This window comes from Haliscomenobacter sp. (genome assembly GCF_040403615.1).
Classification (GTDB): Bacteria; Bacteroidota; Bacteroidia; order Chitinophagales; family Saprospiraceae; genus Haliscomenobacter.
In genome coordinates this window covers 1-13520 of record NZ_JBBAKG010000135.1, presented here as the reverse complement: position 1 = coordinate 13520, position 13520 = coordinate 1, and the positions used below count along the sequence as shown (strand labels likewise).

At 46.6% G+C, this 13520-nt stretch carries 14 protein-coding genes; 5 read left to right on the top strand and 9 right to left on the bottom strand.

Annotated features, from left to right (window positions below):
- A partial coding sequence (locus ABW391_RS25925) for an ABC transporter permease (RefSeq protein WP_353484813.1) occupies positions 1-1175 on the bottom strand: 1175 nt, incomplete at its 3' end.
- A 518-nt stretch (positions 1176-1693) separates the two neighbouring features.
- Between ABW391_RS25925 and ABW391_RS25920 the strand changes: the two genes are divergently transcribed.
- Together ABW391_RS25920 and ABW391_RS25915 are read left to right on the top strand one after the other, a co-directional pair.
- Positions 1694-1972 carry a hypothetical protein gene (locus ABW391_RS25920; RefSeq protein ID WP_353484812.1) on the top strand — a complete coding sequence of 93 codons (279 nt, stop codon included), beginning with the start codon at positions 1694-1696 and terminating at the stop codon, positions 1970-1972.
- Positions 1969-2421, top strand: a complete 453-nt coding sequence (locus tag ABW391_RS25915) for a type II toxin-antitoxin system VapC family toxin (protein WP_353484811.1) — start codon at positions 1969-1971, stop codon at positions 2419-2421. Before ABW391_RS25920 ends, ABW391_RS25915 begins: the two co-directional genes overlap by 4 nt.
- Positions 2422-2425: 4 nt before the next feature.
- Here the strand turns inward: ABW391_RS25915 and ABW391_RS25910 are convergent, their stop codons facing one another.
- From ABW391_RS25910 to ABW391_RS25875, 8 genes are all read right to left on the bottom strand, one after another.
- A complete protein-coding gene (locus tag ABW391_RS25910) occupies positions 2426-3118 on the bottom strand; it encodes a galactosamine-6-phosphate isomerase (RefSeq protein ID WP_353484810.1) in 693 nt (230 codons plus the stop codon).
- A 78-nt stretch (positions 3119-3196) separates the two neighbouring features.
- Complete coding sequence (locus ABW391_RS25905; protein ID WP_353484809.1) at positions 3197-5386, bottom strand: peptidase domain-containing ABC transporter; 2190 nt, start codon at positions 5384-5386, stop codon at positions 3197-3199.
- The gene (locus ABW391_RS25900; protein ID WP_353484808.1) at positions 5364-5906 is read right to left on the bottom strand and encodes a peroxiredoxin family protein; all 543 of its coding nucleotides are present in this window, start codon (positions 5904-5906) and stop codon (positions 5364-5366) included. The genes ABW391_RS25905 and ABW391_RS25900 overlap by 23 nt, the downstream gene beginning before the upstream one ends.
- Before the next feature lie 301 nt (positions 5907-6207).
- Positions 6208-6960: an ABC transporter ATP-binding protein gene (locus tag ABW391_RS25895; RefSeq protein WP_353484807.1), complete on the bottom strand. Its 753-nt coding sequence runs from the start codon at positions 6958-6960 to the stop codon at positions 6208-6210.
- A gap of 335 nt (positions 6961-7295) precedes the next feature.
- Complete coding sequence (locus ABW391_RS25890; protein ID WP_353484806.1) at positions 7296-7973, bottom strand: hypothetical protein; 678 nt, start codon at positions 7971-7973, stop codon at positions 7296-7298.
- Positions 7974-8070: 97 nt separating this feature from the next.
- Positions 8071-8271 (bottom strand): hypothetical protein, encoded by a 201-nt coding sequence (locus tag ABW391_RS25885; RefSeq protein WP_353484805.1) that lies wholly within the window; start codon positions 8269-8271, stop codon positions 8071-8073.
- A gap of 80 nt (positions 8272-8351) precedes the next feature.
- Complete coding sequence (locus tag ABW391_RS25880; protein ID WP_353484804.1) at positions 8352-9032, bottom strand: hypothetical protein; 681 nt, start codon at positions 9030-9032, stop codon at positions 8352-8354.
- A 99-nt stretch (positions 9033-9131) separates the two neighbouring features.
- Positions 9132-9404: a hypothetical protein gene (locus ABW391_RS25875; protein ID WP_353484803.1), complete on the bottom strand. Its 273-nt coding sequence runs from the start codon at positions 9402-9404 to the stop codon at positions 9132-9134.
- A 243-nt stretch (positions 9405-9647) separates the two neighbouring features.
- Between ABW391_RS25875 and ABW391_RS25870 the strand changes: the two genes are divergently transcribed.
- The 3 genes from ABW391_RS25870 (at position 9648) to ABW391_RS25860 (ending at position 13451) form a co-directional block, all read left to right on the top strand.
- Positions 9648-10955 carry an amidohydrolase gene (locus tag ABW391_RS25870; RefSeq protein ID WP_353484802.1) on the top strand — a complete coding sequence of 436 codons (1308 nt, stop codon included), beginning with the start codon at positions 9648-9650 and terminating at the stop codon, positions 10953-10955.
- Between the two features lie 105 nt (positions 10956-11060).
- Positions 11061-12047: a Gfo/Idh/MocA family protein gene (locus tag ABW391_RS25865; RefSeq protein ID WP_353484801.1), complete on the top strand. Its 987-nt coding sequence runs from the start codon at positions 11061-11063 to the stop codon at positions 12045-12047.
- 345 nt (positions 12048-12392) lie between these two features.
- Complete coding sequence (locus ABW391_RS25860) at positions 12393-13451, top strand: alkaline phosphatase D family protein (protein ID WP_353484800.1); 1059 nt, start codon at positions 12393-12395, stop codon at positions 13449-13451.
- Positions 13452-13520: the final 69 nt, after the last annotated feature.

Below are 13520 nucleotides of genomic sequence, written 5' to 3'. Positions count from 1 at the left end.
GCAAAAATCCAGGCATAGGAATTGTTCAGCAGATCGACAGGGTTGACGTTGCGCCCGATCATGTTTGACACATAAGGTTGCATTAGCAAAATGAGCGGGATCGAGAACAGGATGCCCAGCACCATCAACAGCAGTGAATCGACTGCATATTGCCCGGCAACTTCAGCCCGGGTAGCTCCAACCGTGCGGCGGATGCCCACGTTTTGAGCCTGCTGATGGCTTTGCGCGGTGGAAATATTGACATAATTGATCCAAGCAATGAACAGGATCAGAAAAGTAATGCCAGAAAGTGCCAGTACCAAACTGCGGTTGCCAAAAGTAGGGTAGGGGTCTTGGTTGCTGCGCCCCAGGTGCATTTGATCCAAACGCTGAAAACGGATGGCGAAATCCTGATCAGGAAAGATTTTTTCCAAACCAACATTGGCCTTTTTTTCGAGGGTCGCCAGCGACGTATTTTTTTCCAACTCCACAAAAGTAGCATAAGAGGAAGAGTACCAGGTATCGAGCGAAGCCCAGTCATTGCCGTTCAGATTGGCCGGGTTTTCGAGGGTTTTCAAGGAAAACATCAGGTCGAAACGATAATCAGAAGTACTGGGCATGTCTTTAAACACGCCAACGATGGTGTAGGGCAGGCCGCCAAACTGGTTGTCCAGCTTGAGGGTCATGCCCAGCGGATCGTCGTTGCCAAAGTATTTCTGGGCATAAGAAGCAGAAATGGCTACTTCCTGAGCGCGGTCGATGTTGAGTTTTCCGGCTTTGGGTTCAAAACTGAACAAGCGAAACAGGCCACCGTCTGTATAGGCCAGACTTGCTTCTTCCCGAAAGGCATTGCGGGGCTTATCGGTGTTGAGGCTGGCGCCAAAACAAGAAACCACCCCAGCTCCATTGCTGTTGGTGCGGGCATATTCCTTCACCTCCGGAAATTCTCGCATGAGCCAGGGTGCCAGCGCAGGAGGGGTATAATCGGTGGCTTCGCCTTTGTTGTCGAGTACGATCACCCTGTACAACTGCGCAACTTTATCGTGGTATTGGTTGAAGGTCAATTCCGAACTGATGTACGTCCACAACAACAATGCCGCAGCAATGCCCAGAGCCAGTCCCCCAATTTGCAGGATGCTGAAAAAACGGTTTTGGCGCAGCCGCCGAATGGATAATTTGAGGAAATTGCTGAGCATGTTGAGCAGTTTTGTGGGTGGTAACACGGAAAATACCGGCTTGTTCAAAAAGAGAACCCGCCAATGCTTCTTACCCATAAACTGTGCCAGATATGCAAGGAGTTGTTTTTGAAGAGATTGTACTGGTGATTCGCGAATGGAGTGTCCGAATATGAACAGTTGTGTGTACGGGGTTGGACGTATTTTTGGAGTGATGAATTTTTCGAATAACGAATGACGAATTTGGCGCTCCGGTCACTGAGCGAAGCTGGAGTGCAGGAGTTCGTCACTCGTCATTCCAAACCAACAAACCCACAATGCCAAACGGATCGTTCCGAAAGGGCTGGTTTACCTTACTGTTATGCTGATTCCGGCCTATGTGTGGTCCGTTTAGCCTCGCTATTGTTGAGCGTGCAATGGACATGTACATCGGAATCATTGTGAGTGAGCTTTTTAATGTAGAGGAGAAAAAATGAAACAAATCCATTTGGAAAAAGCAGCAAAAAAACATACATTGCTGAACTAAAATTATTTTTGGAATGACAGCTACGATTAATGATAGAAAATATGAGCTTATTGAAAAGATCACTTCATTGAAAAATGAAAAAGATATAGCGGAATTAGAAGCTCATTTGCAATACTTGGACATGAATGCTCGATTCCCAGGTATGTTCAGGCCAATGATTTCAGACATATCTGTAGAATCCCTACGTAAGGAACACAATTATGATGTACTTCCGGTAGAGGAAATAAACTCCATCATTGATGATTTGGATATCCAGGAAGATTTAGAATACTTATTAGCCCAGTTGTCATGAGTGTTTATTTGCTGGATACGAATATTGTACTTACTTATCTCCGAAAAGCTCAAGAATCCATCCAACTTGAACAAAAGTTACTATTGCTTCGGCCAGAAAACACCTTAATCGTCTCTGTTGTCAGTGTGGGCGAGATGCGTTCAATCGCAATGCAAAATGCCTGGGGTGAGCAACGCTTGACTAGACTCGAGGATTTTTTCCTTCGCTTAATGATTGCTGAAATTAATGTCGATTCGGTGATCAAACGTTATGCGGAGATAGATGCTTATAGCCAAGGATGGCATCCCGCGATCAAAGGAGCCTTTTCTCCTCGGAACATGGGTAAAAATGACCTTTGGATTGCCGCCACAGCATCAATCCTGGGAGTTGAACTAATCACTATGGATCGGGACTTTGATCATTTAGATACGATCTTTATTCAACTCAAAAAAGTAAAGCTCAAGGATTAGGTAATCAACACACCAAAACCCTCACCTTCGGATGCAACCACAAAAACGACCCTGGCAACTGAGTACTAATCTTTCCTTCCAGCAACCGCCTTGTGATCTCCACTTTTGATGCTCCGCTAATCAGCAACAGGATTTCCTGGGAGGCCAGGATATCGCTCATGCCTAGCGTAAGGCCGTACAAGTTTACAACATCCATTTCCTGCGCCATGCTGTGCCCGAGAGAAGCATCAGTCAGTTGTGCCACATGGCAATGCGGCTGCAAAAATTCTGCTGGTTCGTTAAAGGCCAGGTGTCCGTTGACCCCCAACCCTAGAATACACAAATCGATGGGGCCGTGTTGCTCCAGTAGATTTTGTATCCGCTCACATTCTTGTTCAGGGTCAGTTGGATTACTGAAGAAGGAAAAATACCGATCGTTGCTGATTTGTAACGGGGCAATCAAATGCTCCTGCAAATACGTTTCACAAGTGCCGGAATGCTCCATCGGTACGCCGCCCCACTCATCCAGCTTGAACAGCCGCAATTGATCCAATGAAACAGCTGCAGCTTTTTCTGCCAACTTTTGGTAACTCAAGGTAGGGGTATTGCCCGTAGCTGCGCAGAGCAAAAGATCCGGTTTTTGCTGGATGGCGCGCAGGATGTGGTCGCTGGCAGCTTCGGCCAATGCGGGGGTCGTATCAAAAGTTTGAACTTGCATAAATCGTCGATTCTGACAGCAATTTAAAAAGAGGTTCAAAATTCGAGGAGATAAATTTTCTTCCTTATTTGGTCATACCTAAACTACCTCCCCGCCCACCAAATCATACCAAGCCCGACTGTATAAATTGTCACTCAGCAACAGCCTATCATGATCGCCCATCGCACCAATTCGCCCTGCTTCAATCACGTACACCCGATCGGCAGCGCGAGCCGTACGCAGGCGATGGGTCAGTACAATGATGCCCATTTGGGATTTCAGTTGGGTCAACAATTGCAATACAAAACCCTCCGTATCCCGATCCAGTGCGGCGGTGGGTTCGTCCAATAGTAGTAGCTCAGGTTGGCGGTACAAGGCACGCGCCAGTGCAACCAACTGCTTTTGGCCCCCCGAGAGGTTCACGCCCTCCTCGCCCAGTAGGGTTGCGTAACCATTCGGAAATTGAGCGAAGTAGGGATCAAATCCGTAGGCCGTAAAAAATGCCTGCAATGCCTCCGGGTCTTTCAGCTCTTCGCCCAGTAAAATATTGTCCAGCAAAGTGCCATTGAACAGTTTGATCTCCTGGGGCACCACGCCCAGTTTAGCCCGCCAGTTTTCGTAGCCCAACAAGTCCAAATCCAGCCCATTCACCTTGATTAGGCCTGCTTCAGCGTGGTAGAATTTTTGTAAAATCTGCAAGAGCGTACTTTTGCCACAACCACTTTCGCCCAGAATGCTGATCCACTCTCCCCGGCGCACCTGAAAGTCGATGTCTTCCAGTAAACGTTTGCGACCTGGAAAACGAAAGGCCAGATTTTCCACCCGCAATTCCTCAAACTGCTGGATACCAGCCCTTGGTTGCTCTGCTTCCAGTTCGTACTCAGTATCCAAAGCAGCAAACTCGTACATGCGGTCAAAAGCCACCCGGGCTTCTTGTAGTAGCAGATTCGCGGACGACAATTGTGCAGCTGCTGCCACCAGCGCCGCCGCCATTTGTAGTAAGGCGATCAAGCCACCTGTGCTCAGGCCACCCTGCAAGGTTTGCCAGCCTGCCCAGGCAATCACACCCGCCAAAAACAGCGTGCCAATGGCCTCGGCGACCAGTCCAAAACGCGCTCCAGTCAGCCCCAATTGGTACCAAGTTTGTTGAAACACGCCAAAAATGCCCTGCGTAATGCGTGCAAATACATCCTGCCGATTGGCGATTTTGATCACCCCCACGCCCTGGATCGTATCGATGTAATGGCTTTCGGTAAAGGCGTAGGCGGCCATGGTTTGGCGTTGTTGTTGCAAAATGGGCTGGTGAAAACGCCATACCACCCCCAAAAACAGCGGCAACCACAGCAGCGCGGCCAAACCCACTTGCCAACTGTACACAAATAGAAAGCCCAGTGCGGTGAGTAAACTCAAGACATCAATCAAGGCACTACCCGCCAGGGTGGCTACAGTGCGCTGGATGCGCTGGGTATCGTTGAGGCGGGCAATGAGGTCGCCCGTTTTGCGGTTGTCAAAAAAAGCCTTGGGCAAGTGCAGCAGGCTTTGGTAAAAACTGCCCGTGAGGCGCAGGTTCATCTCCCGACTTTGGCGCAGCAGCAAAATTTGCCGGATGAAGCCCATGCCCGCTCGGGCCAGCAACAAAAAGAACAAGAGCCCCGTACCGAGCAGCAGCCGGGTGGCATCTTTCTGGGGAATGATTTGATCCACCAGTTTTTGAGAAAACAGCGCCAACGCCAAGCTCAGGATGGAGGCCACAAGTCCCAGCGCCAGCGCCATACTCAGTATAGGTACGTCTTCGCGCACCAGATTCCAAAACCAGCGCCGTTTGTTGAATTGTTGGGCCGTGGCTTGGGGTAATTTTTCGGTAGGTTTTAGTAAGAGCAGTGCCTTGCTTTGCCAGATGTTCAGCAGGGCTTCTGGGCTCATCCAGGTAGGGTGTGGCTCCGCAGGGTCACTGATCAAAAAAGCCCCACGCTGGGCATCCCAGCCATAACAAAGGATAAAATGCTGGAGCCGCTGCTCCTTGATGACGTGCAAAATGCACAAATCGGCGCAGTCTTGCAGGCTAGGTACATCCGCCTCATAGCCATCGGCCTCAAAACCCACTTGCTGGGCTGCTTGCAACAATCCCAATAGTGTAGTGCCTTGAGTAGACGTGCCACTCCATTCGCGCAGGCGCTCCAGTGGAGCAGTAGCGGTATGGTAGCGCAAGGCACTGAGCAGACAGGCTGGCCCGCAGTCGCTTTGGTCGTGCTGGCGCTGGTGGGCTTTAGTGGCGAGTTTTGGATTCATCATGCAAGTATTTTAACAATGCGGCGGGTTTGGTTTCGCCTTTGTAGTGTTTCAACAATTGGCCATCCTGGCCGTAGATCCATACCGAGGGCACCGAGCCAGAGCCAAAGCTACGCGCAAACACATTGGCAGTGTCGCTCATCCAGTGTACGTTGGGCACTTGATCCAGTTGATGCTGCTGCGCAAAACGGCGAATGCTGCTGCTATCGGCTTCGCTGATCCAGATCAATTGGGTGGAGCGGAAGTCTTCCAGTTGCTTTTGGATGGCTTCCGCTTCGTAACTGCAATGGTCACATTCGGGATGGAAGTAGAAAATGATGCTGGACTGTTTGGCTGGGGGATAATTGAAGTGAGCCAGGGCTTGGAAAGGTAGCCTGGCGGGGCGCTGAGCGGTTTTGGCTATGACCTGCTCTTTCCTGGACTGGGCTTCGATGGTTTTGCGCAGCAGGAGGAAGATCACTGCGGAGAGGAAGGTGACCAATAGGAAAAGGAGCAGTGGGCGTGGGTTGAGGTTTCGCATTTTGACTTATTCAGTAGACTTTATGAACAGAAGATTGCTCGGCCAGAAGCGGGCCTTTTAAAGCTGCTTTTGAGCTATTTTTTCGTCCGTAGCGCTGTGTAACGCGACTTTAAGTAGCCATGCCTTATGCTGATGAAAGTCCACCACATTGAAAGGGCGGTCAATTTCATAGGGCGTTGTAAAGACTTTGGTTCAGGTGAAGTTATTAAGTGTAGCCACAGGATGATCCTTAGCCCTAAAATCCCTCGCTTCTGCCTTATGCACCTTCAGTTCATAGAGTCTAGTTATTTAAAATTTCAAGTCATTGAACAATTTTAGAAATAGCAGCAGCCTTAGCGTCTGCATTTTCAACCAATTGCTTTTTGATTTGCTCTTTTATCGATAAAAAATCGTGTTTATCGGCTTCAATGTCATGAATTATTTTTCCTTTATCCATAACAATATACCTAGTTGCAAGTCCTTCCAAAGCATCCAAGTCATGAGACGTGATCACGATGGTTTTTTTCCCCTTCATGTTTAGGACTACTTTTTTTAGAATTTCAACGGTATTCATGTCCAGGTGTACAAAAGGCTCATCTAAAATCAAGCATTCAGGATTGTGCAACATGGCCGCAATCAATCCAACCTTGACATAGTTGCCTTTTGACAATTTTTTGATCATAGTGCTTGCCATACTCCCAACATCGAATACGTCCATCAGCTCCAAAGAACGGGTTTTGACTTGTTCCTTAGATAAGCCCTGGAATCTCCCGGTAAAAGCCAAATACTCCTCAACCTTGAGCTCTTCCAATAAAAAAGTATCGTTCAAAAAAGCTCCAACCCTACTTTTATAAGCATGATGAGACTTGGTTAAGGGAATACCAAAAATTTCAATTTCACCGCTGTAAAAAGGAATGATGTGGAGCATACAGCTCAGTAATGTGGTTTTTCCAGCGCCATTATTACCCACAATCGCGACGATTTCTTTTTCCTTGATTTCCAAGGAAATCGCTTCGAGAATGAGCTGACTACCTATTTTTACCGATGTGTTTGAAAACTTAAAAATAGTTCCCATGGCTTGATTTTTCTAGCGTTATAAATGCAATAACCATGTAATGAGCACCCAAAATGCTCAGATAGATGCATTCCGCTGGATACATGTATTTAGTCAACTGTCTGAATTGGCTAGGGTAATGTTTTTCCAACAAAATTCTTTTGGGAAAACCAGCCTTGAATACCACAATGAATGATAAAAAAATTAAAATTAAAATGCAAAAATAAAAAGTAACCTCACCCAAAAAATGCTCAAGAAAAAAACAAGCCATCCACATCATGTCCACCAACAAGATTACAAGCCAATAACCATTCCTTAGCATCAGCAGCAAGTAAATGTGTATCAGCATCGACAGTTCACGCATGTTGTGTTTGTTTGATTAAGAGTAAAATCAGCCCGATGTAAAATAGTTCAGAAAACAATATAAAAAATAAGCCCGTATGTGATGGAATGAAACAAATATGGGGAATAAGCGTAAATGGGGAATAGAGCAGTAAAGATCCTATGAATCCTGTGCCTATTTTTTTGCAAAGCAAACTCGCGAGGATAATGCTTGCAATGATTATGAAATAAAAGGCCGAAAATTTTTCCTGATCACTTTGCCTTTTCAAAATTTTAATTTTTAAAAATATTACGATGAAAACTAAAAAAACTTGATTCAGCAGTATCATTATTCCGGCGAAAGCATATATCATCCAAGTGCCCTCACAGCTAACCAGAGTAATCAAAAAAGAGGCAACGACAATTAATAGGTTTTTAGAAAAAAGATAACTCTGGCAATCTTTTATGGCCAAGGAAAGATTGCTGTAAGGCAAGTTTCTTAAAGCACCATAGTATTTGAAAGGGTTACCCTCTTTTATTGTTACCAAATAATACTGGGTCAAGCAAAACAAATGGAGCATTACCGAAATGGTGAGTACGTCGTTTAAATCATTAGTCTTTGGCCAAGCAAAGGCTCTACTAACAACTATGCTGATTAAAGCAATCAACACAAACGTGTAAAGATTAATCGAATCGGCGTATTTTCTGAACATTATTTCTTATATTGGAAACCTGCACATGAAAAAATTTAAGTTCTCTTTTCTGCGCAGGTTCCATTTTTTACTCAAAAGTTTCTTCAAGCGGAATACATTACCAATTCCTCTTGTCGCAAGCATCAACAATCCATAGGGTTGCGGCAGTTTTTGCAAGAAGCCAGCCAGCTAAAGCGGCACCTCCAGTAACTGCAACCGCACCAGCGGTAACAGCAACACTGCCAACAATCGAGGCTGCACAACCCCATGGACCACTTCCGCTCACTTGTTCCAGTTCACAGATAGCTAATTTTTTCATGTCTTAAAAATTAATGGTTTAAAATGAATTTGAACATATCACACTTGTGCGCATCAAGGGATATATTATCTAAACTCCCATCAGGAGCCAAAACTCACCTGCAGATACACCAAAAACAAACACCACATCACCACTCCCACTCCATAAGTCCCTGCAACAAAACCCACTCCACGCCGCCGTTCACTCATTTGCCTCACCCCCGCCACCAGCAGCACCCAGAACAATACCTCAAACACATTCACAAAACCTGCGGGTACAAGCAACAACTCCGGAATATTCTCCTTGCCCAGCCAGCCCAGCAGCGAAAACCAATCCGCCCGATATATATCCTCCAGGCTTTGGATGTTGCTAAGCAGCAAAATCAAGGTTTGTAACACTTTGCCAACCGCAATCACCGTCATGGCTCGCACCACCAGCGTGAAAAAACTGCGGTAGGAAATTTTCCAATCCAGCAAAATCGCTCCAATGAACATACACGCCGCAATACTGGCGATCTGGAGTAAAAGCACCACTGGAATCAACACATATCCCATCCACTTCCACTTGGCCTGTAAACCCAGCAAAGCATCAATGCGCTCGACATCTAGTTGCTCACCCAACAAATGATAATACACCTCCTTGGTCATGATCACCTGATCCTGGATGAAAAACACCAGTAAGGATACAAAGCACAACACCCCAAAGGTTTCCCAGGTGCGCAGCCCCCATACGCCATCGCGATTCGTCTGTTTGTTTGGGTTGATGTCGATTACTTGAGACATTGTTTTCCCGTTTTGTCTATTACAAAATTACATCCCCCAAAATTCCCATTTTGTAAAAGTTTGTAAAAACGTGTAAAAGTTTGTAACGAATTCGATGTGTTACAAAAAAACACCCCACTTTGCAGTGAGGTGCGCTTTGTAATTTTGATCAAAAGGGCCTTCAAGTTTTACCCCCCCCCCTCTTGCACTTGTATTGTTTTTATTTTCCTGAGGGGGCCTCCCTAGTTTTTCGTACACCATCTCCAATTCGGCTGGGGAAAGTTGTACTCGGCCGGGGAGTGCTATGCCAGCTCTTTCCAGCATGCGGTAAAACGTAGGGCGGCTCACGCCGTACTCTTGGGCTAGTTGGTCGCGATTTTTAAGGAAACTCATACTTACAGTGATTCATTGGGTTAGTGATTCGGGACAATCTAGCAAAAACATTTTTTGAAAATCAAGGCACTTTTGCACAATTTTGACCACCCCAAATTTTCAGTTTTGGCCCAAAAGTACCCATTTTGACCACCCCAAATTTGAGCAATTGAAGTATTGCCCCCGGCAGGCACAGTTCTCTTCCTGTGGATAAATATAATCCCCTGCTTTTTCCTTATTTTGCCCCTCTGAAAATTTTCATCCATGCGCTATACCATTTATATTATACTCTGTATCCTGTTTTGCACCTCTCTAATGGCGCAGACAGCCAAAGACCTCAGCAGCCAGGATTATCCCTACCTGGAAAAACTGTACCTCCACCTCCACCAAAATCCGGAGCTTTCTTTTTACGAAACCAACACGGCCAAACGCCTGGCTGAAGAGTTGCGTCAAGCGGGTTTTCAGGTGACTGAAAACTTCGGAGGTACCGGCGTTGTAGGCATCTTAAAAAACGGCCCTGGCCCTACTGTGCTCATCCGTGCCGATATGGATGCCCTGCCCGTAGTAGAAGAAACCGGAAAAGCTTATGCCAGTAAAGTCACCACCAAAGACGAAAGCGGCAACACAGTAGGCGTAATGCACGCTTGCGGCCACGATATCCACATGACCGTTTGGGCAGGAGCGGCACGTACTTTGGCCAAACTGAAAAGCAAATGGAGCGGAACCCTAATCATGGTGGGTCAACCCGCTGAAGAACGCAGCGGCGGAGCCAAAGCGATGCTCAAAGAAGGACTGTACAGCAAATTTCCAAAACCCGATTACGCCCTGGCCATCCATGTTAGTCCTACGCTGGCGGCTGGTCGGATTGGTTACCGCAAAGAATACACCCTGGCCAATGTCGACTTTATGGACATTACCGTTTATGGTCAAGGTGGGCATGGGGCATATCCTCAAACCACCATTGATCCCATTGTACTTTCGGCGCGCATCATCACTACTTTACAAACCATCGTGAGCCGGGAGACATCTCCCTTGGAACCCGCGGTGGTTACGGTAGGTGCCATTCATGGTGGCGCCAAGGGCAATGTGATTCCCAATGAAGTGCAAATGCAACTCACCATGCGCTCGTATTCCGATCAGGTGCGCAAAAATACCATCGAAAAAATTGGCCGCATCTGCCGGGGAGAGGCCATTGCCGCAGGCTTGCCGGAGAGTAAATTCCCAAAATTGACCATGCGTCCGGAAGAAACACCATCCACTTACAACGATCCTGCCCTTACCGAGCGCATCATTTCTCATTTTAAAGCTACCTTTGGCGATCCGCAAATTCAGGAAGTAGAACCTTCGATGGCGGGAGAAGATTTTGCACTGTTTGGTCGTACCGATGAGAAAGTACCTATCTTCTTGTTTTGGTTGGGCACACAAGACGGATCGATGGCAGAAAAAGCAGCAAAAGGAGAAATTCAGTTGCCGTCATTGCATTCTTCCCGGTTTTGTCCCGTACCTGAACCAACCATCAAAACCGGGGTAGCGGCAATGTCGGAAGCGGCTTTGCGTTTGTTTAAAAAATAGTTGAAAAGTTGGACACCTCTACTTTGCCCGGGCACCTCGACTTCGCTCGGTGACCGAGTGAAGTCGAGGCGACCAACTTTTCAACCCTTCAATTTTTCAACTCTAATGAGCAAAACATTCAACTGGGGCATCATTGGCCTAGGGCGCATTGCGCACAAATTTGCCTCCGATCTGGCCCAAACGCCAGGTGCTAAACTTACGGCAGTAGCTTCTCGTGACATGGATCGCTCGGTAGAGTTTGGCCGTCAATATGGCGCCAGCCATTGCTATGGCAGTTATGAAGACATCATCCAGTGCCCCGAATTGGATGCGGTGTACATTGCAACCCCGAATAACCTGCACAAGGAAAATACGTTATTTTGTTTGTCTCATCACATTCCGGTTTTGTGCGAAAAGCCTTTTTCCCTCAACATTACCGAAGCCCGGCAAATGGTGCAGGAAGCACAAACGCAGCAAACCTTTTTGATGGAGGCTTTTTGGACGCGGTTTTTACCCAATACCCAAAAGATGCTTCAACTCATCGCCGACAACCAGATTGGCGCTGTGCTGGGGGTCAAAGCAGATTTTGGATTCAAACCACCATTTGATCCTGCTGGTCGGCTTTTTAACCCGGAATTGGGAGGCGGAGCCTTGTTGGACATTGGAGTGTACCCCTTGTTTTTGGCTACGCTGGTTTTGGGCATGCCAGTGGAGGTGACCGCCAAGGCTTATCTGGGCAGCACCGGAGTAGACGAAGACACGGCCATTATTTTGCGCCACACCAATGGGGCCTTGTCACACCTGCACACTACCATTCGGATGGGCACCAAATCGGAAGCTTTCATTTATGGCGAAACGGGCACCATTCACATCCATACCCGTTTTCACGAGATAACCTCCATGAGTTTATTGCGGGAAGGCCAAAGACCGGAATTTTTTCAGTTTGAAAATCAGGTGCATGGATACACTTACGAAGCCCAGGAGGTCATGCGTTGTTTGGCGCTTGGGTTGAAAGAAAGTCCTGCATTGAGCCTGGAATTTACCCTGAGCAGAATGGAGCTTTTGGATGAAATTCGGAGACAAATCGGCCTTCGCTATCCGTCGGAATTATAACCCATTTACATGTGTTTGTTTGCAGTAAAAATCCAAATACCAAAAAACGAGGTGCTGCTGCCAAAAACCGTACAAACACAGCAGAAATACGTAAAAATCGGACTTCATTCTAAAGGATGATTAACTTGCAAAACTTTGCAAAACCTAAATGCAATAATAGCATATAACAATCCCCAGCTTCGCCACTATTGGGTTTTCTTACTCCTTTTCCTTTGCAACAAGTGTGTAAATAACGCTGATAATTTACTGTTTGACAAGTGCTGAACGGATTTAAACTATCGTCTTGGGTCTACTTTTTTTTTGTTTTACAATGGTTTACTCAAAAATAGCATACGATCACTGCTCATGAAACATTTTTGCTCCCTCCTATTGAATCTATTCTTGGTCACTTCTATAGGTGCTCAAGGAATTGCTGCTCCTGCTGAGCTAGTTGCAAAAAGTGGTGTGGCACGCCCGGTTGACTTTAAGCAACAGGTAACAACACTCACTTTTGGCTCTTGCAACAATCAAGACAAAGATCAGTCGATGTGGAAAGCCATTCTGTCCAATTCCCCCGATTTGTGGGTTTGGCTAGGCGACAACATCTACGCGGATACCGACAACATGGAGCTCATGAATACCATGTACCAGAAAGTACTCAACGAGCCAGATTACATCAAACTGCGCCAGCAAGCTTCTATTGTTGGCATCTGGGATGACCACGATTATGGTCAAAACGATGGCGACAAAAACTACCAGAAAAAAGAACAGAGTAAGGATTTGATGCTGAAATTCCTGGATGTACCCGCCAACAATTCAGTTTGGAAAAGAGAAGGAGGGTATCAATCCTACACGATAGGGCCAGTGGGTCGCCAGGTGAAAGTCATTTTGCTGGACGGTCGGTATTTTCGGGATGAACTAGTGCCCAATCCATCAAAAACGCCCCGTTATTTCATCAATGAAACGGGCGACATGCTGGGCGAAGCCCAATGGAAATGGTTGGAGGACGAATTGCGCAACAGCACTGCCCAAGTCAATATCATCGGTTGTGGTATTCAGTACATCCACGAAGAACATGCTTTTGAAAAATGGGCCAACTTTCCGGCTGCTCGCAAGCGGTTTTTTGAACTTTTAGTGAAGGTGAAACCTGCTAAAACCGTGTTAATTAGCGGCGATCGCCACATCTCAGAAGTTTCCAAAATTGACTTGCCTGGATTGGGCTATCCATTGTACGATTTTACGTCGAGTGGACTAACGCATTCTTACTCTAGCCCCAATACAGAATCCAATCGATACCGGGTTTCACCATTGGTTAACCAGCGCAGCTTCGGAGTGATGAGGGTTGATTGGAGTACTCCTTCCCCCAAAATCATTATGGAAGCCCGGGGATTGGACAATGTGGAGTTTTTTAAAATTGAGTTTTAACCAACAGCAACCATAAGTATGACGCAAAAAATTACTTCCCGATTTTTTGAGAGGCTTTTGAATAGGAAG

Coding starts and splice junctions, on each gene's coding strand:
- ABW391_RS25920 (WP_353484812.1), top strand. CDS start 1,694: ATGACAGCTACGATTAATGATAGAAAATATGAGCTTATTGAAAAGATC.
- ABW391_RS25915 (WP_353484811.1), top strand. CDS start 1,969: ATGAGTGTTTATTTGCTGGATACGAATATTGTACTTACTTATCTCCGA.
- ABW391_RS25910 (WP_353484810.1), bottom strand. CDS start 3,118: ATGCAAGTTCAAACTTTTGATACGACCCCCGCATTGGCCGAAGCTGCC.
- ABW391_RS25905 (WP_353484809.1), bottom strand. CDS start 5,386: ATGAATCCAAAACTCGCCACTAAAGCCCACCAGCGCCAGCACGACCAA.
- ABW391_RS25900 (WP_353484808.1), bottom strand. CDS start 5,906: ATGCGAAACCTCAACCCACGCCCACTGCTCCTTTTCCTATTGGTCACC.
- ABW391_RS25895 (WP_353484807.1), bottom strand. CDS start 6,960: ATGGGAACTATTTTTAAGTTTTCAAACACATCGGTAAAAATAGGTAGT.
- ABW391_RS25890 (WP_353484806.1), bottom strand. CDS start 7,973: ATGTTCAGAAAATACGCCGATTCGATTAATCTTTACACGTTTGTGTTG.
- ABW391_RS25885 (WP_353484805.1), bottom strand. CDS start 8,271: ATGAAAAAATTAGCTATCTGTGAACTGGAACAAGTGAGCGGAAGTGGT.
- ABW391_RS25880 (WP_353484804.1), bottom strand. CDS start 9,032: ATGTCTCAAGTAATCGACATCAACCCAAACAAACAGACGAATCGCGAT.
- ABW391_RS25875 (WP_353484803.1), bottom strand. CDS start 9,404: ATGAGTTTCCTTAAAAATCGCGACCAACTAGCCCAAGAGTACGGCGTG.
- ABW391_RS25870 (WP_353484802.1), top strand. CDS start 9,648: ATGCGCTATACCATTTATATTATACTCTGTATCCTGTTTTGCACCTCT.
- ABW391_RS25865 (WP_353484801.1), top strand. CDS start 11,061: ATGAGCAAAACATTCAACTGGGGCATCATTGGCCTAGGGCGCATTGCG.
- ABW391_RS25860 (WP_353484800.1), top strand. CDS start 12,393: ATGAAACATTTTTGCTCCCTCCTATTGAATCTATTCTTGGTCACTTCT.